Source organism: Fibrobacter sp. UBA4309 (assembly GCF_002395745.1).
In the GTDB taxonomy this organism is placed as follows: Bacteria; Fibrobacterota; Fibrobacteria; order Fibrobacterales; family Fibrobacteraceae; genus Fibrobacter.
The window spans coordinates 1-20,565 of sequence record NZ_DGUN01000039.1; the positions used below are offsets into that span (position 1 = coordinate 1).

General features: G+C 57.2%; 17 protein-coding genes. 5 read left to right on the top strand and 12 right to left on the bottom strand.

What is annotated here, in order from left to right:
• Positions 1–434: amino acid--tRNA ligase-related protein (locus B3M32_RS04370; protein WP_290743826.1), on the top strand; the 434-nt coding region annotated here is incomplete at its 5' end.
• Positions 435–703: 269 nt separating this feature from the next.
• Here B3M32_RS04370 and B3M32_RS04375 read toward each other — a convergent pair.
• Positions 704–2,398 carry a proline--tRNA ligase gene (locus B3M32_RS04375; protein WP_290743827.1) on the bottom strand — a complete coding sequence of 565 codons (1,695 nt, stop codon included), beginning with the start codon at positions 2,396–2,398 and terminating at the stop codon, positions 704–706.
• 81 nt (positions 2,399–2,479) lie between these two features.
• Here B3M32_RS04375 and B3M32_RS04380 point away from each other — a divergent pair, with 81 nt between their 5' ends.
• Positions 2,480–3,346: a carbon-nitrogen hydrolase gene (locus B3M32_RS04380; protein WP_173799466.1), complete on the top strand. Its 867-nt coding sequence runs from the start codon at positions 2,480–2,482 to the stop codon at positions 3,344–3,346.
• A gap of 25 nt (positions 3,347–3,371) precedes the next feature.
• Positions 3,372–3,944 (top strand): methylated-DNA--[protein]-cysteine S-methyltransferase, encoded by a 573-nt coding sequence (locus B3M32_RS04385; protein WP_290743828.1) that lies wholly within the window; start codon positions 3,372–3,374, stop codon positions 3,942–3,944.
• Between the two features lie 20 nt (positions 3,945–3,964).
• On the opposite strand, the gene purL is transcribed toward B3M32_RS04385, so the two are convergent.
• The 3 genes from purL to B3M32_RS04400 form a co-directional block, all read right to left on the bottom strand.
• The gene (purL, locus tag B3M32_RS04390; RefSeq protein WP_290743830.1) at positions 3,965–7,840 is read right to left on the bottom strand and encodes a phosphoribosylformylglycinamidine synthase; all 3,876 of its coding nucleotides are present in this window, start codon (positions 7,838–7,840) and stop codon (positions 3,965–3,967) included.
• A gap of 164 nt (positions 7,841–8,004) precedes the next feature.
• The gene (locus B3M32_RS04395) at positions 8,005–8,493 is read right to left on the bottom strand and encodes a hypothetical protein (protein ID WP_290743831.1); all 489 of its coding nucleotides are present in this window, start codon (positions 8,491–8,493) and stop codon (positions 8,005–8,007) included.
• 12 nt (positions 8,494–8,505) lie between these two features.
• Positions 8,506–9,063 (bottom strand): hypothetical protein, encoded by a 558-nt coding sequence (locus tag B3M32_RS04400; RefSeq protein WP_290743832.1) that lies wholly within the window; start codon positions 9,061–9,063, stop codon positions 8,506–8,508.
• 132 nt (positions 9,064–9,195) lie between these two features.
• On the opposite strand from B3M32_RS04400, the gene B3M32_RS04405 reads away from it, so the two are divergent.
• Positions 9,196–9,702 carry a hypothetical protein gene (locus B3M32_RS04405; protein ID WP_290743833.1) on the top strand — a complete coding sequence of 169 codons (507 nt, stop codon included), beginning with the start codon at positions 9,196–9,198 and terminating at the stop codon, positions 9,700–9,702.
• 12 nt (positions 9,703–9,714) lie between these two features.
• Here the strand turns inward: B3M32_RS04405 and B3M32_RS04410 are convergent, their stop codons facing one another.
• The 7 genes from B3M32_RS04410 to B3M32_RS04440 are packed head-to-tail and all read right to left on the bottom strand — an operon-like array spanning position 9,715 to position 16,222.
• On the bottom strand, positions 9,715–10,452 hold the full coding sequence (locus B3M32_RS04410) for a glycosyltransferase family 2 protein (protein WP_290743834.1): 738 nt from the start codon (positions 10,450–10,452) through the stop codon (positions 9,715–9,717).
• A 9-nt stretch (positions 10,453–10,461) separates the two neighbouring features.
• Positions 10,462–11,430, bottom strand: a complete 969-nt coding sequence (locus B3M32_RS04415; RefSeq protein WP_290743835.1) for a glycosyltransferase family 2 protein — start codon at positions 11,428–11,430, stop codon at positions 10,462–10,464.
• A complete protein-coding gene (locus B3M32_RS04420) occupies positions 11,415–12,686 on the bottom strand; it encodes an O-antigen translocase (RefSeq protein ID WP_290743837.1) in 1,272 nt (423 codons plus the stop codon). The genes B3M32_RS04415 and B3M32_RS04420 overlap by 16 nt, the downstream gene beginning before the upstream one ends.
• A complete protein-coding gene (locus B3M32_RS04425; RefSeq protein WP_290743838.1) occupies positions 12,686–13,261 on the bottom strand; it encodes an acyltransferase in 576 nt (191 codons plus the stop codon). Before B3M32_RS04425 ends, B3M32_RS04420 begins: the two co-directional genes overlap by 1 nt.
• On the bottom strand, positions 13,245–14,378 hold the full coding sequence (locus B3M32_RS04430) for a DegT/DnrJ/EryC1/StrS family aminotransferase (RefSeq protein WP_290743839.1): 1,134 nt from the start codon (positions 14,376–14,378) through the stop codon (positions 13,245–13,247). Before B3M32_RS04430 ends, B3M32_RS04425 begins: the two co-directional genes overlap by 17 nt.
• Entirely contained in the window at positions 14,375–15,328 is a 954-nt protein-coding gene (locus tag B3M32_RS04435) for a hypothetical protein (RefSeq protein WP_290743840.1), read from the bottom strand. The genes B3M32_RS04430 and B3M32_RS04435 overlap by 4 nt, the downstream gene beginning before the upstream one ends.
• On the bottom strand, positions 15,329–16,222 hold the full coding sequence (locus B3M32_RS04440) for a WxcM-like domain-containing protein (protein ID WP_290743841.1): 894 nt from the start codon (positions 16,220–16,222) through the stop codon (positions 15,329–15,331).
• 102 nt (positions 16,223–16,324) lie between these two features.
• Between B3M32_RS04440 and metX the strand changes: the two genes are divergently transcribed.
• On the top strand, positions 16,325–18,118 hold the full coding sequence (metX, locus tag B3M32_RS04445; RefSeq protein ID WP_290743843.1) for a homoserine O-acetyltransferase MetX: 1,794 nt from the start codon (positions 16,325–16,327) through the stop codon (positions 18,116–18,118).
• A 75-nt stretch (positions 18,119–18,193) separates the two neighbouring features.
• Here metX and B3M32_RS04450 read toward each other — a convergent pair whose 3' ends face one another.
• Positions 18,194–20,557 (bottom strand): T9SS type A sorting domain-containing protein, encoded by a 2,364-nt coding sequence (locus tag B3M32_RS04450; protein WP_290743844.1) that lies wholly within the window; start codon positions 20,555–20,557, stop codon positions 18,194–18,196.
• Positions 20,558–20,565 lie beyond the last annotated feature (8 nt).

Genomic DNA, 20,565 nt, shown 5'->3' on the forward strand with positions numbered 1-20,565 from the left:
CGTTCACCAACCCGCTTCCGGAACACCTCGACATGATGCTCGGTGGCAACCTCAAGGATTGCAACGCCGAAGCTTACGACCTTGTTCTGAACGGCGTGGAAATCGGTGGCGGTTCTATCCGTATTCACAACCCGGAAGTCCAGGAAAAGGTGTTCCGTTTGCTCGGCCTCTCTGAAGAACAGGTTAAGGAAAAGTTCGGCTTCTTCGTCGACGCCTTCAAGTACGGCGCTCCTCCGCACGGTGGCTTGGCCTTTGGTTTGGACCGCGTTGTTGCTACCATGGAAGGTGAAGAATCCATCCGCGACTTCATCGCGTTCCCGAAGAACACCAGCGCTTCGAGCCCGATGGACCAGTGCCCGAGCGAAGTCGACCTCCAGCAGTTGCAGGACATCCACATTAGCGTGCAGATGCCCAAGACTGCTGAGAAGAAGTAATCGCAAGCCGAGAGTCGCGCCCAAGTTTACTTGGGCATGACCGAGGCGAAGATTACTGCACTCGAAGAGTGCCAGTAAGCCGAGAGTGTCATGCCCGCCGCCGGGCGGGCACCTCCCTTTCAATAATGAAGAAATCCCGCGGGAGTCCGCGGGATTCTTTTTTGCTGTTATAAAAAGGAGATCCCCGCACAGTGGCGGGGATGACAGCCTTCGCGGGGATGACAGCCTTTGTCGGAGATCCCCGACCAAGTCGGGGATGACAACGCTAATTACTCGGCGAAGTAGGCCTTCGCCTTGGCGACAACGTCTTCGACCTTGACCATGGAGAAATCCTTCTCGTTACGGAACTTCCATTCGACTTCGCTGTTGGCGAGGCCCTTCTTGCCGATGGCGATACGCACCGGAGAACCCCAGAGGTCGGCGTCCTTGAACTTCACGCCCGGACGTTCGTCGCGGTCGTCCACGAGCACGTCGATGCCGGCTGCTTCGAGTTCCTTCTCGAACTTTTCGGCGAGTTCCACGAGTTCGGCTTCCTTGCCGATCGGGACGATTTCCACCTGGAAGGGCGCGATGGACTTGGGCCAAATCGGTCCGAAGTCATCGTGGCTGTTTTCCACGACGGATGCCATCAGGCGGCCCACGCCGATGCCGTAGCAGCCCATGATGGCCGGAGCGGTCGTCTTTTCGGCGGTGAGGAACTTGGCGCCCATGGATTCAGAGAACTTGGTGCCGAGCTTGAAGATGTTGCCCATTTCGATGCCGCGAGTTTCCGTGAGGAGTTCGCCGCAGCAGGGGCACTTGCAGACTTCGGAAGCTTCGGCGATGTCGGCCACTTCGAACTTCGGGAAGTCGCGCTTCGGGTTGCAATGCTTGAAGTGGAAGCCTTCTTCGTTCGCGCCCGTCACGAGGTCGAAGGAATCTGCAATCGCTTCGTCCACGATGATGCGCGTGTCGTGAGAATTAATCGGGGAAGCAAAACCCGGAACCATGCCGCAAGCCTTGATGAGGCTGTCTTCGGCCGGGTAAAGTTCCTTCGCCTTCAGCAAGTTGTGGAGCTTGATTTCGGAAACGTCGAGGTTGCCCGGAACCACGACCGTGATGAGCTTGCCTTCGAAGTCGAAGAACACGCACTTGGCGGTAGATTCGGCAGGAACGTTCAGGAACTTGGTGAGTTCGTCGATGCTTTCGCTGTTCGGCGTGGCGACCTTTTCGAGGGCTGCGTTTTCGTCGCCCTTGAACGGCACGCGCTGGAATTTCGCGATTTCGCGGTTGGCTTGGTAGCCGCACTTCTTGCAAAGAATCAGGTAGTCTTCGCCGTTCGGAGTGTCGAGCATGAATTCGTGAGCGACCTTACCGCCCATGATGCCGGTATCGCTCTGCACCACCACCGGTTCAATGCCCACGCGACGGTAGATGCGGAGGTAGGCGTCGTATTCTTCCTGGTAGTGACGGTCCAGGTCTTCCTGGCTGGTGTGGAAGCTGTAAGCATCCTTCATCAGGAATTCGCGGACGCGGATTAGGCCGCCGCGGGCACGGGCTTCGTCACGGTACTTGGTCTTGAACTGGTAGAGCATCACCGGCAGCTGCTTGTAGCTGTTGAGCACGTAGCGCACGAGGTCGGTCATGGCTTCTTCGTGCGTCATAGCGAGCACCATGTTGTGGTTGTTGCGGTCCTTGAAGCGCAGGAGTTCTTCGCCGATAGCCTGGTAACGGCCCGATTCGCTCCAGAGTTCTGCGGTCTGCACCACCGGCAGGTCCACTTCGATACCGCCAATCTTGTTCATTTCTTCGCGGATGATGTTCACAATCTTCTGGATCACGCGGAAACCCATCGGCATCATGGAGTAGATACCGGTAGAAACGGGCTTGATGTAGCCGCCGCGCATCAAGAAGATGTGGCTCGGCATGGTGGCATCGCTCGGCGTTTCGCGGAGCGTGACGTAAAAGTACTTGGAGAGTTTCATTTTTTTGCCTTTTTAAATTTTACGGCGTAAATCTAGAAAAAACGGAACCCCGCGCACTTGCGCTTTTCTAAATTGTATCGCATGAACAAGATCAAGACCGCCACGCTGCAAGGCAAGTGGACCGGCGATGCCGAGTCCAACAACAGATGGTACGTAGAGCAGGCGCTCGCGCTCAAGGGCAAGGGCATCGACCTGGTCGTGCTGCCCGAAATGTTCCACACTCCGTATTTCCCGTTCGAGGAGAATGCCGACTTTTTCGACATGGCTATCGAGAAGGACAGCCCGCTCGTAAAGCAGTGGCAGGGCATCGCCAAGGAAATCGGGGCGGTCATCGTGTTCCCGTTCTTCGAGAAGCGCGCCCGCGGCATATACCACAACAGCGCCTTCGTGTTCGAACGTGACGGCAGCATCGCAGGGCTGTACCGCAAGAGCCACATCCCCGACGATCCCGCCTTTTACGAGAAGTACTACTTTATCCCCGGCGACACGGGCTTCGAGCCCATCAAAACCTCGGCCGGGACGCTCGGCGTGCTCATCTGCTGGGACCAGTGGTTCCCCGAAGCCGCCCGCATCATGAGCCTCAAGGGCGCCGACATCCTCATCTACCCCACCGCCATCGGCTGGATGAAGTCCGAACCCAAGGAAATCTACCCGCGCCAGCAGGACAGCTGGGTGACCGTGATGCGCGGGCACGCCATCGCGAACCGCACGTTCGTGCTTTCGGCCAACCGCATCGGTACCGAGGGCGAACTCACGTTCTGGGGCACCTCGTTCGTGGCCGCTCCCGACGGATTCCTGATGCACAAGTGCGACGTCGACTTCCTGGGAGCAAGCATTGTCGAGGTCAACTTGGCCGAAACCGAGGAAAACCGCCGCTGGTGGCCGCATTTCCGCGACCGCCGCGTAGACCTTTACCAGGACATCTTGAAAATCTGGGGAAACGACTAGGGCCTGAATAATTTATATTCAGGTCATGGATTTCACGGATTCACGCTTTACCGTCGTACACCACAGGAACGTGTGGGGCGAATGGGTATTCACGTTCGAAGGGGCCAAGCTTTGCGGCCTCCGTTTCAACGCGACTCCCGACGAAGACGGCAACAGCGCTGCCGTGCGCCCGAGCAGCGTGCAAGCATGCGCCTACGCGGGCCCCGAAAGCGAGGCTAAGGTCCGTGGCCGCACCGCGCAGGTGTACTCCAAGGCTGTCCGCGAGCTCAACAGCTTCCTCGCCGGAAAACTCAAGGAATTCAGCGTCCCCATCAAGATGCACGGCACGGATTTCCAGACGCTCGTTTGGGAGAAGGTCCGCGAGATTCCCTATGGCGAAACACGCACGTACAAGCAGGTCGCCGATTCCATCGGGCACCCGGGCGCCGAACGCGCCGTGGGCAACGCACTTCACCAGAATCCGATGCTTATAATAATCCCCTGCCATCGCGTCATCAACAGCAGGGGAAAACTTAGCGGCTACGCGCTCGGCACCGACATCAAGCGCCGGCTGCTCTGCATGGAAGGCGCCATCCAGAACGAACTCGAACTGGAATAGCGCTTAATTAATCAACCAAATTAGCCCACAAAGATGCGGCCGTTGCGGAACAGCTGCATCCACGGGCCATCTTCGCCCCAGTCCGCCGGGTGCCAAGAGTACTGGCAGGTACGGAACACGCGTTCGGGGTGCGGCATCATCACGAGGGCGCGGCCATCTTCGGAGCAGAGGCCGTTGATGCCGAACGGAGAGCCGTTGGGGTTCAGCGGGTAGCGTTCGGTGTATTCGTGCTTGCCATCCACGTAACGCAGCGCCACGAGACCGGTCTTGAGGCAGGCTTCGGCGGCTTCGCGGCTAGCGAATTCCGCGCGGCCTTCGCCGTGTGCGACCGCAATCGGGAGCACGGAGCCTGCCATGCCCTTGAGGAGCACGGCCGGAGTGTCTTCGACCTTGAGCGTGCAGAAGCGGGCCTCGAAGCGTTCGGAGAGGTTCTGCACAAAGCGCGGCCAGTGCTTGGCACCCGGAATCAAGTCCTTGAGGTTGGAGACCATCTGGCAGCCGTTGCAGACGCCGAGCGTGAAGGTGTCCTTGCGGTTGAAGTAAGCCTCGAATTCGGCACGGGCCTTCGGGTTGAAGAGAATGCTCTTGGCCCAACCTTCACCGGCACCGAGAACGTCACCGTAGCTGAAGCCACCGCAAGCCACGAGACCGTTGAAGTCCTTGAGGCTTACGCGGCCTTCGAGAATGTCGGTCATGTGAACGTCGATGGATTCGAAGCCGGCCTTCTGGAAGGCAGCAGCCATTTCGAGTTCGCCGTTGACGCCCTGTTCACGCAGGATTGCCATCTTCGGACGGCTTGCGAAATCCTTCACAATCTTGGCGGACGCCGCCACGTCGAAGGTGACCTTCGGCGTGATACCCGGATTGTCCTGTTCCAGCTTGAGCTTGTATTCGCTTTCGGCACAATCCGGGTTATCGCGGAGGGCCGCGATGCGGCGGGTCGTGTCGCTCCAGATGGCGCGGAGATCCGAGAGGCCTTCGGCGTAGTCGCCGATGACCAGGTTGTAAGTATCGTTGAGTGTCGCGATTTCAGAAACCGTATCGCCGAGGCCGACGGCTTCGAAAGCAGCCTTAACAGCAGCGAGGTCGGCATTCTTCACCTGAAGCACGGCACCCAGTTCTTCGTTGAAGAGGGCGTCGATGAGGTTGCCCTTGAGGGCATCGGCCTTCACCGTCACGCCCACGTGGCCGGCGAACGCCATTTCGGCAAGCGTCGTGTAGAGGCCGCCATCGCTCTTGTCGTGGTAGGCCATAATCTTGCCTGCCGCATTGAGCTTCTGGATGGTTTCGAAGAAGGCGCGGAGTTCCTTGGCGCTGTCCACATCCGGAGCCTTATCGCCAAGGTTGCAGTAAACCTGGGCTGCGATGGAAGCGCCCATGCGGTTCTTGCCGCGAGCGAGGTCCACGAGAACAAGCGTAGAATCCTTATCTTGCAAGAGCTGCGGGGTAAGCGTCTTGCGCACATCGGCGCACGGAGCAAACGCACTGATGACCAAAGAAATCGGAGCGGTCACGCGGTGGCTACCCTGAGCGTCAGACCACACGGTGCTCATGCTCATGGAGTCCTTGCCCACCGGAATCGTAATGCCAAGTTCCGGGCAGAGTTCCATACCGATAGACTTCACGGCTTCGTAGAGGTCTGCGCCATCGCCTTCGTAGTTCGGCGTGGCCATCCAGTTTGCGGACAAGTTCACGCGGCCCATATCGGGCACGCAAGCTGCAGCCATGTTCGTAAGGGATTCCGCCACCGTCATGCGGGCAGCGGCAGCCGGAGAAATCAAGGCAACCGGGGCGCGTTCACCCATGCTCATCACTTCACCTTCGTAAGTGTCGAGCGTTGCGCTTGTCACGGCACAGTCGGCGACAGGCACCTGCCACGGGCCAACCATCTGGTCGCGGCAAATCATACCCGTCACGCTACGGTCACCGATAGAAATCAAGAACGTCTTGTCGGCGACGGTCGGGTTTGCGAGCACGCGGTGCGCCACATCCTTGATGGAAGCATCGGCCGGGACGACCTGAGACGAAAGCGGGCGCTTCTGGCTCTTTTCGTTACGGATCATGCGGGGCGGCTTGCCGAGGAGCACGCCGAGCGGCATGTCAATCGGAGTCGTGCCGAAGTGCTTGTCAGTAAGAGTGAGGTGCTTTTCGGGGATAGCCTCGCCCACCACAGCGTACGGGCAGCGTTCACGCTTACAAATCGCATCGAACACGTCGAGCTTGTCACCCGCAATAGCGATAACGTAACGTTCCTGGGATTCGTTACTCCAGATTTCGAACGGGCTCATGCCCGGTTCATCGTTCGGCACGTTGCGGAGTTCAAACTTACCGCCGAGACCGCCATCGTTCACGAGTTCCGGGAAGGCGTTCGAAAGTCCACCTGCACCCACGTCGTGAATAAAGGTAATCGGGTTCTCTTCGTCCATCGCCCAGCAGCGGTCGATGACTTCCTGGCAGCGGCGTTCCATTTCGGGGTTTTCGCGCTGCACGGAGGCAAAGTCGAGAGATTCGTTACCGGCACCGTTCTGCACGGAGCTGGCTGCACCACCACCAAGGCCAATGAGCATTGCCGGACCGCCGAGCACAATCAGGTGGTCACCCGGGTCGATGTGGCCCTTCTCGATATGCTGGTGCTTGATGTTGCCAAGACCGCCAGCCAACATAATCGGCTTGTGGTAACCGCGGACTTCCTTGCCGTTCTGGGCGTCGACTTCCTGTTCGAAAGTACGGAAGTAACCGAGAATGTTCGGACGGCCATATTCGTTGTTGAATGCGGCACCGCCGAGCGGGCCTTCAATCATGATGTCGAGGGCAGACGCAATGCGGGACGGGCTACCAAAGTCCTTTTCCCACGGCTGGACTGCACCCGGAAGCTTGAGGTTCGAGACGCTGAAGCCCGTGAGGCCGGCCTTCGGCTTGGATCCCTTACCCGTGGCACCTTCGTCACGGATTTCGCCACCACTACCGGTAGCGGCACCCGGGAACGGAGAAATGGCCGTCGGGTGGTTGTGGGTCTCGACCTTCATGAGAATGTCGACTTCTTCGTTGTGGAAGTCGTACTTGTTGTTGCGCGGGTCGGCGTAGTAGCGGCCAGCGACAGCGCCCTTCATCACGGCGGCGTTGTCCTTGTAGGCGCTAAAGATGTTGGAGTTGTGGAGCTGGTAGGTGTTCTTGATCATCTGGAACAGGGACTTGTCCTGCTTCACGCCATCGATAGTCCATTCGGCACCGAACACCTTGTGGCGGCAGTGTTCCGAGTTGGCCTGCGCGAACATGTAGAGTTCCACGTCGGTCGGATTGCGCTTGAGCTCGGTGAAATTCTTGACCAAGTAATCGATTTCGTCCGGAGAAAGAGCGAGGCCCATTTCCTTGTCGGCCTTCACGAGGGCGTCGCGGCCCTGGTCGAGCACCGGAATCACATTCAGCGGGCGCGGTTCTTCCTTGCTGAAGAGAACTTCCAGGGAAGCGGTGTCGGCGAAAACGGCCTGCGTCATGCGGTCGTGAATCTTGGCCGAGATTTTTTCGCGGGCACCGGCAGGCACGGCACCTTCAAACTTCACGTAGTAAGCGATAGCGCGTTCGATACGCTTGATAGCCGGGAGGCCGCAAATGTGAGCGATATCGGTAGCCTTGGAGCTCCACGGGCTGATGGTTCCCGGACGCGGGCAAACCACGAAGAGTTCGCCTTCGAGAGCCTTGGGTTCGCGGGCCGGACCGTAGTGCAGCACCTTCTTCAGAGTTTCGGTTTCTGCATCGGTCAGGTCGGCGGACAAATCCACCACGTGCAGGAATTCAGCGTAAACGGAAGCGACAGAAAGGCCTGCGCTCTTGAAATCGGAAGAAAGTTTCTGGAGACGGAAATCCGACAGAGCCGGCGTACCACGAAGAATGAGCATTATTAACCTCGGTTTGATTTTTTACGAGGTAAATTTAGAAATTAGACGAAAGACGAAAGACGAAAGACGAAAGAGAAAGCGCAACAAAAAACGGCCCGGAGAGCGGGTCGTTTTTGGTGAAATCGTATCTCGTTGAGAGGCAATAAGATAGAGGTTCGCGAGGATTATTCCTCGTATTCTTCCTCTTCTTCGCTCGGGGCGGTGGCAGCCGGGGTCACCAGGCCGAGCAGCGCGCTCACGTCGATGGAGCTCAGGTTGTTGAGGAACCACACGTCGGTCTTCTTGTCCGTATCCACCTTGTCGAACTTGGAATCGATGAAGTAGAACGTGGAAGCCTCGAAGTGGCGGGTCATCTTCACCTTGCTGTTGGAACCCTTGGTGGCCGGGAAGTACTTGGCTTCGAGCTTGGCCATGTCCTGGGAAGACTTTGCCGTCTGGATACCTTCGCAAGCGAGCGCCCAGACCATCTTGTTCACGTCGATGGAGTTACCGACGTATTCCACGATCTTGCTTGTGGCCTTGAACGTGTTCTGGGTGGTCTTGTTGTAATGTTCGGTGGCCTGGTCCACGTAGTTGCCCTTCTGCATCAGGAGCATGGCCGCAATAGCCACAAGGAGGACTGTCAAAACGATTGCAATATTCTTGATATTCATTCTCTAGTCTCCTTATTCGAAGTGGAACTCAGCCGGAGCTTCGAGCTTGAAGTTAGACGCCATGTTCAGTTCCACGAGGGCCTTGTAGTCGGTAGCCTTGAGCTTGCCCTTCGCGAAGGTGAAGCTGATGGAGCAGTTCTTGCCGCAGGCCACTTCCTTCACGCCGCCCTCGTCCTTCAGCAGGAACTTGTCGGCGAGGCCGCCCTTCTCGTTGATGTCGTTCTGCACCTTGGGCGGAATGCCCGCGGCGGTAAACACGTAAGAAAGCTGCTTGAAGCGGGCAGCCTGGTCGCCTTCGATGGCCTTGACGGCCGCATTGAAGCTCTTTTCCGTCTTGTCGCCGGTGATGGTCGCGTAGACGAGCTTCCAAGCCATGCCGTTCTGGTCGACAGACTTCCACAATTCCTGCAACACGCCGTTCGCGGATTCCTGGAACGCGCCAACCTGCTCCTTCACGGAGGCCTGAGCCTGATCGTTATAATTGCCCTTGAGCACCATCATGAGCACAATGAGCGCCACGATGATGACTGCATCGACAATCGCCAAAATCTTGAATTTTTTATTGTCCATATAGTCCCTTAATAGAGGTTTACACTTTTAATCTATTTCCAAATTAGAAAAATGCAAGCAAAAACTTGTTAAAAAGCGGAAATTTAACTGATTTAGCCAGCCCATAATGCTTTTTTTTATATTTTGGGCAATATGAGCGAAAAAGACGAGACCCCCAAGCTGCCATCCCAGGTCATTTTTGACAACCTAAAGGAACTCCTGAGGGCCAAGAATACCGCGCACGAATCCATGTTCAAGTTCCACTGGAAAAAGATGTGGCCGTTCAGCCTCATCTGGCCGCAGGTGGACTACGAGCGAATCGTGCGCCTCATGAGCGAAATCCGCAAGAACGCGATTACGCAGGGGAACCTCGTCGCCGAAGCCAATTCCAAGGCCAAGCCGTTCGAAAAGAATTTCCTCAATGCGCTCCCCGCCTACCTCGACGCGCTCGACGTATCGTGCCAAAAGCTCTCCGCCGCCGCGCAGTGGAAGCAGGACATGCTCCAGAAAAAACTGCATCACGACGTGAAGATGGTCCGCGACGTATCGGAATGGAGCAAGATCCTGAAGGAATACGAAAAGGCACAGAACGACCTTGTCCGCGCCGGCGCGCTAGTGCAAATGGGCTGGGGCGAGGTTGTTCAAAAAAAAAGTGGTTAGTGGTTAAACTGCCTACAGCCTCATCAACGCTTTCGCCAGGTCCAGACGCCACTTGATTTTCTGGAGAATCCCCGCCGGGGATTTTTCTATATGCGTCGCGCTGGCCGCGTGCAGGCGGTAGTCTATCAGCGATTCGGGAATGTACGACACGCTGAAGAATTTCTCGGCTATCAGACCCAGCCACTGATCGTGCATCGGCAAGTTCTTGGGGAAAGGCAACGCCTTTTCGAGCAGTTCGCGCCGGAAGGCCATGCAGCAGCCGGTATAGCCGTTCACGAGCCAGTTCCTGAGAATTCCGCTGCCGTACGGACGGATAGAGCTATACAAACCGCCGCGCACAAAGGCCTCGTCCAGGCCGTTGTTCACCCAGCGCAACAAGTTGGCGTCGTGCATCACGAGAGTCGAATCGCGTAACACGGCGACACACCTCTCCACCTTCCCGGGCAGCCAGACATCGTCCTGGTCGGCAAGGAAAATGATATCGTTGCGCGCCTGCTTCAGGGCGCGTTCCAGGTTGTAGATGGGTCCAAGCCGTTTCTCGCCGGCAGCGATAACGCGGATGCGCGCATCTGCAAGCAGGGCAATCTTGTCCAGAGTCCCGTCGGTAGAGCCATCGTCGGCAATAACGACCTCGCCCAATTCAGGGAGCTGCAGCAAGATGCTCTCGAGCTGTTCCTCGATATACGCGGCGCCGTTGTAGGTGGCCATGCAGACCGAAATAGAAGGGAGTGTATTCACGTCATTCTGCATCCGAGCCCCCTAGCACTTGAGGAACCGTTTCGGGATAAAGAGTTTCGGGAGGCGCAGCAAGAATGCGGGCGAAAGGCTCGCGAGCTCGGGCAGCTTGCGGAAAGCCTCTCCCCTGTCCTTGTAGGCCAGGGTCGAAAACCAGCGGGCCTTCCAGCGGCGGCAAGCGGTACGGTACAGTTTGTGGCCCTTGTACAGCTCGAGCAGCCGCAAGATTTCGCGGTACATGCGGCCATGGTCGCCATGCATGTTTTCGCCGTGGACGCGGTAGTAGCAGCATACGAAATCGGCCGAAGCCGGCTGAGGGCCGTACTTATAAAGAATCGCGAGGTAAAGCGGCATGTCCTCGAAATAGAAGCGCTTGTCGTACCCGCCCAGGTCGCGCACCACGTCGGTCACGAGCATCTCGGAACAGCCGTGCAACGCGCGGTCGCTCACGATTACCTGTTCAAAGCTCACCTGCGGTACGTTTTTCATGTAAAGCGGAATCACGTCCTTGGCCACGTGGCCATTTTCGTCCATTTCTTTAACTTGTCCGAAACAAGCAACGTTGTTTACATGACGTGCCAAAAAATCGCTCTGTTTCTTGAGCCTGTCGGGCGGCATGATGTCGTCGGAAGCGAAGGAGCAGTAATATTTGCCGCGAGCCATCGACAGGAGTTCGTTCATCGTGGCGACAAGCCCCTGGTTCGGCCTGTGCACATAACGGAAACCGAGTTCGCCCTGCAGCTTTTCCAGGATATCGGGCGAATGGTCCGTACTGCCGTCGTCAATCACGACAAGTTCAAAATCTACACCCTTCTGTTCCATCACGGAACGCACCGCGGCTTCCACGTACTGTTCGTGGTTGTAGCTCGCCATGACTACCGAAACGAGCGGCACATGCTCCCGCTGCTCCATCTCCACGCCTTCCGCGAACGCCTTCACGTACACGTCCTCGGTCATTTTCTCGGCGAACATGTTGGTTATGGAGTATTCCACTTAAGCCTCCGCACAACAACGAAAAGCACGACAAACGTCACGAAGTTCTCGAGCGCATAGGCCATCATGGGGCCCTGCATCTCGAACAGGCGTATACCCACGAACGTGGCGATAGCGAACAGCAGGTTCGCCCCCACCTCCACGAAGAGGAACGCCCTGGTTTCGCGACGGGCAATCAGCACCATGCCGAAGCACCATCCTCCCGAACGGAAAAAGTCGCCCAGGAGCTGGATGGGCATGTAGTACGCCGCGGGGGCGTAACTTTCCGAAAGCAATATGGCAACAACCAGGCTACGGAAGAAAAACAGAATAATGCAGAAGATGAGCGTGAATCCGATCATCCGCACGAAAATCGGATAGAATTCCTTGCGGAAGCTTTCACGGGTCATCTCGCGGCTAATGCGCGGCAATATCAGCACTCCGAGCACCGCCGAGAAAATCGACGCGAAGAAATCCGAAATCTTGTAGACGCCCTGCCAGATTCCGGCCGCGTTCCAACCCAGTTCGGCACCCACGAGCGAGCGCACGAACATGAGCACGAGCGGCGCCACAATCATAGGCACGAGCCCCATCACGGCATAAGAAAGCCACGGGCCGCGAATATCCAAGGCCGATTCCCTGAACGTCTTGATGTTGAATCCGGCACGCGACGCCACGCGGGCCGCAAAGAACCCCGCCACCACCGACTGCGTCGCGATAATGGAGAGCACCGAAAGGCGGCCGGTATAAAGGAAAAACGCCACCCAGAGCATCTGGAAAAGCGAAGCGACAATCTGGATAACCGCCCAGCGCCGCACCTTCCCCAGCCCGTTCATCACCGAAGAGCAGATGGTGACAATATTCATGGCCAGGATTCCCGGGAGCGCAAACAGGATAGCCGCCTGCACAAGACGCGGCGGGACTCCCGGCAAGAACTTATCGAGCGGGGCGGCAAAGCAGAAGATGGCAGCGAGAATACAGGTGGCGACAGTCGCAAAAGTGGTAAGGCGGAACCCGCCGCGCCAAACGCCGTGGAGGTTCTTCAGGTTGTCCCTGTTCTGCGCGGTCAGGCTTACCCAGCCGTTCTGCATCGCAAGGCTAGACGTGGCCTGGCCGATGCTCATCCAGTTCATGAACTGCCCCACGCACGCGAATGCGGCCGGCGGCAGAAAGACGGCGAGCAGCTTGTTGATCACGAAGGCTCGGAGCGTGTTGAAAAGCGTCACCGAACCCGAGCCGAAAAACAGCTTCCAGATTTTAGAAGAACTGTCCACCATCAACCGCCTATTTCCCGGATGACCTTCGCCGGGACTCCCCCGATGACGACGTTCGCGGGGAAATCGCCGGATACTACGGCACCCGCGGCCACCACGGAATTCTTGCCGATGGTCGTGCCCTTCAGGACCGTCACGCGGTCGCCAATCCATACGTTGTCGGCGATTACGACCTTGCCCGTTTTCGGGGTTCCCGTAAGCCTGCGCGAAGCTTCTATGTCGTGGAAGTCGCTGTCCATCACGGTCACCGACGTCCCGATAAGCACGTTGTCGCCTATCTCGATGCCGGGGCCTTCCGAGACGGCGGTAAAGCGGTTGCAAATCTGGCAGTTCTTGCCGATGGCAATTTTGGAATCAGCATTGCGCGGGTTCAAAAAGACATAGGAAGTCCAAAAATCGGCATCGGCGATGTAGCCGAAGATGGTGCCGTCCCCGACCGTGACGCGCCCCTTGCCTTCACAGAGCACGGGTGCGATGGAGCAGAACTTGCCCTTCGCCTTGGCCGTCGAAATGCACCTGTAAAAACGCACGCGCGACGTACGGACCAGCTTTCGGAGGATTCTAGCACACAAACTCATTCAACGCTCCAATGATTTCGGTAACTTGCGCATCCGTCAGCACCTGCGAAACGGGAACGCTGATGACGGTTTCGGCCATCGATTCCGCAATCGGGAATTTCGGATTCGCGGGAAGCAAAAAGCTTTCGCCCCCGAGGCCAGTCGCATACGCATCCTGCCTGTGCGGAGGAATCGGGTAAAAGATAAGCGTCCCGATACCGCGTGATTCCAGGTGCTTCTGCAAGGCCTCGCGAGTCTTGCGGTCGGGCGTGCGCAGCGTAAACACGTGCCAAACGTGTTCTTCCGGATTCGCGGGAATCCCGGGCAGGCGCAACAGCGGGTTCTTCACTTCGCTCACGTAACGGGCCGCAATTTCACGGCGGCGCGCGTTCCAGGAATCGAGATGCGGCAACTTAGCGAGCAAAAATGCGGCCTGGATTTCGTCGAGGCGGGAATTCACACCGCGGTACTTGTTCACGTACTTCTGTTCGGAACCGTAGTTGCCGAGCATCCGCACCACGCGGCCCAGTTCTTCATCGTCGGTGACGACCATGCCGGCATCGCCAAGGGCACCGAGGTTCTTTGTTGGGTAAAAGCTGTAGGCGACCGCGACGCTCTTTACGGCGACGTTTTTTGCACCATGCGATTGCGCGGCGTCCTCGAAAACCAACAGCCCCCGTTCCTCGGCAAATTTCCAAATAGCGGGCATGTCGGCCAAGCGCCCGTACAGGTGCACCGCCAGAATCCCGCGCGTTTTCACGCTACAGGCGTCCGCAAGCCTGGCCGGGTCAATATTAAAAGTCTTTTCGTCCGGTTCCACCAATACGGGAACCAGGCCTGCCGCGTTCACGGCAAGCACCGTCGCGATATACGTATTCGCCGGCACCAGGATTTCGTCGCCCGGTTCGAGACGCCCGAGCTCGATGGAGGCGCGTAACATGAGGGTCAGCGCATCGAGACCGTTCCCGACACCTACGCCATGGGCATAGCCGCAATACGCGGCGAATTCCTTCTCGAATCGTTCGCAATACGAGCCGCGGATGTACCAGCCGGACTCCACGACCGCCGTGGCGGCATCCTTCAGCGCATCCATGTAGGGCGCGTTCACCTGTTTCAAGTCGAGGAAGGGAATCTTCATCTGCACTCCCCCGCGCCAACGCGCGTCCCGTCAAATTCAAAAACGTACTTCAGGTCCACAAAGCAGCCGACAGTCTCCTTGAACGAGCAGAGCCCCACGTTGGGCACGCCATTCACGGACGCCGGCCCGACATCCAAGAAGTCGAAACCCGCCTCGCGGTAGAACTCGAACGTCTTGTAGGCCACCATGTTCATCGGCTTCGCCTTGCCGTCATTCGGCACGTCGCCCCAGTAGATGACCTGCGCAATCCTTGGCGACACGCGGTACACTATGGCGGCGGCGATCGGCGCACCCGCCTGGTAGAGCGTAAAGAAATCCATGTCCACGACGGCCGCAGTCTTCTCGAGGGCCTCGAGGCTCATTTTCAGGTCGTAGTTCTTGCTTTCGCGGTTCTCGCGGATAACCCCGTACGAAACGGCACGGCCTTCGGCGGAATCTTCCCTGCGGAAATCGAAACCTGCCGCAAGCGCCGTCTTCAGGTTGCGGCGGGCCATGCGCTTAGTTAGCAGCGATTCGTAAGGCTTGCCCAGGTCGAAAGCATAGTCCAGGTCGGTATAGCTCAGGGCAAAGCCGCTGCGGAACATCGAAGAGACCGTCTTCGAAAGCAGGGACTTGGCATAGAGCATGGGCGGCAGCACGATATTCAGCTTCTTGCCGTTATCGCGCGCAAACGCCACGAGGCCCGCCATCGCATTATCCACCTGCTCCACCGGAATCTCGTCGTCCTTGTAGGCAAAGCCGCCAAAGGGAGCCGAGAAGGGCGAAAGCCATTCGTCGCCGCGTTCGCCGAAAACGATACCCATGCGGTAGCCGTCATCGTCAAAGGTCAAAAAGCGCACCGCGTCGACCTTGTCGGCGTTCAGCAGGTTAAAGTCCGTGCGCAGGTAGCTGGCGACCGGATTTGCAAAATGGCGAGCGTATTCGTCCGCTGTAATCTCGACCCAGGCCATCTACCCTCTCTTGAAAGCGAGGTAATCGCTGTATTTGCGCCAGTAGTCGCTCTCGTCAAACTCGTGCGATGTCAGCACCAGGCAGATGGAGCCCGAAGAGAAATTCAGTTCTTCGGCCCAGACTCCGGGCGGAACATGCAGGCCGTAGTACGGACGGTCCAGCCTGTAAATCTTCTCGTTCTTGCCGTCGGAAACCTTCACGTCAAAGGCGCCGCTCGCCGCCACGAGCATCTGGTGACATTCCTTGTGCGCGTGTCCGCCGCGGTTCTCGCCGCCGGGAATGTCGTACAGATAGAAGATGCGCTTCACATCGAAGGGAATTTCCCTGGAATTCTCGAGCGAGGTCAGGCTGCCGGAACGTTCGCTGTGGCGCGGGAGCGTCAGGAGAGAGCAGTCGTCAATGGTAGCAGCCTTCACTGCCGCGAGGTCCGGGGCCTTGTTTCCCTCGGTATCCGGAGCATACTGCAAAGGCGTCGGAGTCCATGCGGACTTGATACGGCAAAAATCTTCGCGTTCCCAGATGTAGTCGTCTTCTTCGTACGGCGTAGAAGAAATCACGAGCGCCAAGGAGTTCGTCGAGAAATTGTCGAGCGTACGGTAGTGCATGGGCGGCAGGTAGAGCCCGTAATAGGAGCGCGAAAGCGAATAGCGTTTCTCTTCTACCCCGTCGTGAATCACGGCGTCGAAACTCCCGGAAAGGGCGACAATCACTTCGTGCTGGTTCTTGAAGGCGTGGCTCCCGCGGAGTTCGCCGCCGGGAACGTCATAAATCCAGTAACAACGCCTGAACCGGAACGGCACATGCTTCTGCGATTCCACGACGCTCAGGTTCCCGCGTTCGTCTAGGAACTTGGGAAACTGGACAATCTGCGCTTTTGCTCCAAAATCAGGCATTTTCTGTTCAATATACAAAAAAGCGTACAGATGTAGCGCAAAAAAAGGCCTTTTCGTTTCACCGATTTGCCCGAATTTCGCTTTTTTCCTATATTTATGCATATGAGTGAATATTTGCATAAATCCAGCATCGGCCCCGTGGAGCCAAAGGACTTCGTCAAGGACTATGGCGAGGCCGGTTTTGTGCTGGAAAACGGAAAGACGCTCCCCGCGCTCAACATCCGTTACGAGACTTACGGCAAGCTGAACGCCACAGCCGACAACGCGGTGTGGATCTGCTCGCCCTTGACCGCCGATGCGCACGCCGCCGGCTGGTACACCGAAAACGACAAGAAGGCCGGCTGGTGGGACGAGCTCATCGGCCCCGGCAAGGCCATCGACACGGACCGCTTCTTCGTGGTCTGCAGCAACATTTTGGGCGGATGCAAGGGCACCACGGGCCCCGCAACCATCAACCCGCGCACGGGCAAGCCCTACGGCAGCACCTTCCCCATCATCACCATCGGCGACATGGTGCATGCGCAAAAGGAACTCGCCGACGGCCTCGGCATCAAGGAATTCTACTGCGTGCTTGGCGGCTCCATGGGCGGTTTCCAGGCCATGAAATGGGCCATCTACTACCCGCAACAGGTGAAGAGAATCGTGATCATCGCGAGTTCACCGCGCTTCTCGAGCCAGGCGCTCGGATTCGAGGTCGTGGCCCGCGACGTGATTACGCAGGACCCGGACTTTAACGGCGGCGACTACTACGACAAGGCGCAGAAGCCCGACGTGGGCCTCGCGAACGCACGCAAGCTCGCCCATATCACGTACCTCAGCGCCATCGGCATGGAACAGAAGTTCAAGCGCGCACAAGCGCAAGAGAACAAGAGCCACGCCGTCACTTACAGCACGCCGTTCGATTTGAACCTGCCCATCGAAAGCTACCTGCGCTACCAGGGCAAAAAGTTCGTGGACCGCTTCGACGCGAACAGCTACCTGCATATCGCGCACGCCACCGACGCCTTCGACTTGGAAACCGAATACGGCAGCATCGAGAACGCGTTCAAGGATATAGGCGCCGAGGTGCTGAACGTGAACCTCTCCACCGACTGGCTGTTCCCGCCGCACGAGAGCCGCCGCATCACGAGCGCGCTGCTGAACGTCGGCAAGACGGTCACGAGCCTCGAACTCGACACGCAGTTCGGGCACGACGGATTCCTCATCGAAGTGGGCGAACTCGGCAAGGCCGTTGGCCGCTTCCTCGATTCGAAGATTATCCCGCAGCAGGGCACGCAGGCGGTACCCGTGTTCCACGAGGAGAGCGACTTCAAGCTGCTCGGCAAGCTCGTGAAGGAAGGCAGCCACGTGCTCGACCTCGGTTGCGGCAGTGGCGACTTGCTCGACTTCCTCGCAAAGAAGAAGAACGCGACCGGATTCGGCATCGAGAAGAACATCACCGGCATTCTGGACTGCATCGAAAAAGACGTGCAGGTCATCCAGCGCGACTTGGACGACCGCGGCATATCGGACCTGAAGGACGGAAGCTTCGACTACGCGATTATCAACCGCACCATCCAGGAAATCCGTGACCCCGTGGCCCTTTTGAACGAGCTGTTGCGCGTCGCAAAGAAAGCCATCGTCACGTTCCCGAATTTCGGTCACTGGACCACCCGCGGAAGCCTCATGCTCCACGGTCGCATGCCCAAGTCCAAGGAACTGCCCTACGAGTGGTACGACACTCCGAACATCCGCCTCTTGACGGTAAAGGACTTCTACACGCTCTGCAAAAAGGAAGGGTTCAAGATAGAGAACATCAACTTCCAGAGCGAGCACACGCTGAGCAAGATCCTGACCGCTTTCGGGCTCAAGAACTTCGGTTCGGAACACGTCATCGCGACCATCAGCAAGGCCTAAGCCGCGCGCAGTCACGCAATTAAAAACGCCCCGCGACATTAAATCGCGAGGCTTTTTTAATGCCTAAAGGTGGCGTTATTTCCGTTTAACAACCCGCTGGGTCACCAGGCCGTTCGCCGTCTCGATCTTCACCACGTACACGCCGCGGTTCATGGCGCTCACGTCCATGGCGGCACTCTCGAGGCCGGCCCTGGCATAGACCATGTGGCCCTGGGCATCGTAAATGAACAGGCGCTTCACATCGGCGACATTGCCCAGATACATGAGCGTATTGCCGGCCAGACGGACCGACGCACCGTGATGCTTAAAGACGAGCGGAATCGCCTTGGTGGAATCCTTCACCGTCGTATCCTTCTTCGACGTATCGGCCGCGGGCTTGAAGGCATCCGGATTGTAGGCTACGGCCACCTTGTAAAGGGCGCTCTTGGAACTGTCGGCAGAATAGATATCGAACTCTATCGTATCGCTAATGTCGTAGTATTTGTCCTGCACGTATTTTTTGGAGAAAGACCCGTGCGGGCCACCCCAAGAAATCATCGCACGCTTGAGGTTCATCTCGAACGGCAGATCCACCTTCACAAACTTCTTTTCCTGGTCAATCTTTCCCGGAATCCTGACGGAGCCGACCTGCACAAAGAAATGGCGCAATTCCGCAACGTCCGTTTCCACGGACCAGCTCGATATCACACTGATGGACCTCTTCTGCTTATCTTCGTTGACCGTCGTTACCTTTATCTTATTCGAATAATCCCAGTAAGTGTCCGAATCGAAGGAATAATCGAACATGAAGAACGGGTTCATGGCTATCGGGAACACGTCGAAATCATCTTCGTAGGAATTCTTGATCTTCTTGTTCATGGGAATCTTGAACTGCAACGCCGTTTCGCCGGGGTAAGCGGAAATGTACGAGTAATGGCCGCCCCTCAACGAATAATCATAGACAATCACATCGGTTATCTTGTACAGCGGCCAGACTTCTTTTTGCCTCTTGAGCTTGATGGCATACACCTTCTTGTCATAGCCCTTGCTCATGCGCACGTACATGCCGCCGTCGCCACTCATTTTCCCGGAAACGCTCAAGGTCGAGGAATCCGTCGCCCACGAGAGATTCTTGCAGCTCCTCCACACATCGTACATGCTGTAGTAATCTTCAGGGCTGCACGTGAACAGCTTGGACGCGACCGTGCCATTGTACGGAAGGTCAAAGATAACCGAGCCCGTATCGTCGGCAGATTCGGGATCATAGACAGTTCTCGGATAAACGAACTGGTTGAGAACGGTATCCACCAAGGCGATTTCGTACAAGAAATTCACGGGATCGACATAATCGAACTTGAACTTGTAGTAATAGTAGGGAGTCCCCGCCTCAGAAGACACCTTCACCACCGTATTCTCCAGGTCGAACGGCGTCGCAGAAGAGACGCTTTCCATCGGTTCACCCTTGTAATACCAGGTCTTCGTTGCCAACGAATTTACGCCGACACCTGTATACGTCTCGGCCGGATTGTAACGGCCGTACAGGCGGGTCTTCACGGAATCGGGAACCCACTTGTAAATCTTGAGGGTAACCGTTCCCGTATCGCCCGAAGCGTTCGGATGTTCGATTGTCGTACCTTCCGTACAGAGGTTCCCCGCCTTCACCAGTTCCGCCTTCGTTCCGCTCGAAGCCGTCTTGGAAAGCTTGCAGAACCCGGCAACAGTGGCCCTGGCATTCGTATCGCCGGGCACCTTCCCGATAGAAAGCACGATCGTCTGTTTCTCGGTACCCGACTTGGCGCTAAACGTATAGGTGACGGGGCCGTCGGTAAAGTCCTGGGCCGTAGAGGGGCTCACGCTCCCAAAGTAGCCGCTAAAGGAAGGCTTGATGCTGTCGAGCCTCGCCTTGAAGGGAATCAAAAGCGAGATGCTGTCGCCCGATTTCACGTACTCGGACATGTTCGGCACGGACGCACCGGCAACCATGATTTCGCTCTGCAAGCCGATGAAGATGGAGCTGACGCTCACGTTGCATTCCTTCGTAGAAGAAGTCTGGGCCTGTAGCGCAATCTTGGTAAAAGCATCGCACTGCACGTCGACTTCCTGCCCGCTCTTGAACGAGCCAATCTCGTACCAGGGATCGGTCGGGAAATAAGAATCGTAGCCGTATGCGGCCATGTTATTGCCATCGCTGCAACTGCTGGTGTAGTTCACCACGAGCTTCTGATAGCCCGCATCGCAATCGGGAGCAGAAACGACAATCGCCGACGAGAACTTGTCGCCCTTGATGGTCGTCTTCAACACGCCGTTTTCCTTGGTCCACGAAGACCAGGAATCCTGATCTTCCTCGAGTTTTGCGCTCTCGGTCTTGTAGCCGTTATGATCGACAAAGTCGACAATGATAGCGGCAAAGGCGGAGCTTGCCATGAATAAAAGAGCTACGGTGGCAGAAAGGTGACGCATCTATCCCT

Coding starts and splice junctions, on each gene's coding strand:
- B3M32_RS04405 (WP_290743833.1), top strand. CDS start 9,196: ATGAGCGAAAAAGACGAGACCCCCAAGCTGCCATCCCAGGTCATTTTT.
- B3M32_RS04395 (WP_290743831.1), bottom strand. CDS start 8,493: ATGAATATCAAGAATATTGCAATCGTTTTGACAGTCCTCCTTGTGGCT.
- B3M32_RS04450 (WP_290743844.1), bottom strand. CDS start 20,557: ATGCGTCACCTTTCTGCCACCGTAGCTCTTTTATTCATGGCAAGCTCC.
- B3M32_RS04425 (WP_290743838.1), bottom strand. CDS start 13,261: ATGAGTTTGTGTGCTAGAATCCTCCGAAAGCTGGTCCGTACGTCGCGC.
- B3M32_RS04400 (WP_290743832.1), bottom strand. CDS start 9,063: ATGGACAATAAAAAATTCAAGATTTTGGCGATTGTCGATGCAGTCATC.
- purL (WP_290743830.1), bottom strand. CDS start 7,840: ATGCTCATTCTTCGTGGTACGCCGGCTCTGTCGGATTTCCGTCTCCAG.
- B3M32_RS04430 (WP_290743839.1), bottom strand. CDS start 14,378: ATGAAGATTCCCTTCCTCGACTTGAAACAGGTGAACGCGCCCTACATG.
- B3M32_RS04440 (WP_290743841.1), bottom strand. CDS start 16,222: ATGCCTGATTTTGGAGCAAAAGCGCAGATTGTCCAGTTTCCCAAGTTC.
- B3M32_RS04375 (WP_290743827.1), bottom strand. CDS start 2,398: ATGAAACTCTCCAAGTACTTTTACGTCACGCTCCGCGAAACGCCGAGC.
- B3M32_RS04435 (WP_290743840.1), bottom strand. CDS start 15,328: ATGGCCTGGGTCGAGATTACAGCGGACGAATACGCTCGCCATTTTGCA.
- B3M32_RS04420 (WP_290743837.1), bottom strand. CDS start 12,686: ATGGTGGACAGTTCTTCTAAAATCTGGAAGCTGTTTTTCGGCTCGGGT.
- B3M32_RS04380 (WP_173799466.1), top strand. CDS start 2,480: ATGAACAAGATCAAGACCGCCACGCTGCAAGGCAAGTGGACCGGCGAT.
- B3M32_RS04385 (WP_290743828.1), top strand. CDS start 3,372: ATGGATTTCACGGATTCACGCTTTACCGTCGTACACCACAGGAACGTG.
- metX (WP_290743843.1), top strand. CDS start 16,325: ATGAGTGAATATTTGCATAAATCCAGCATCGGCCCCGTGGAGCCAAAG.
- B3M32_RS04410 (WP_290743834.1), bottom strand. CDS start 10,452: ATGCAGAATGACGTGAATACACTCCCTTCTATTTCGGTCTGCATGGCC.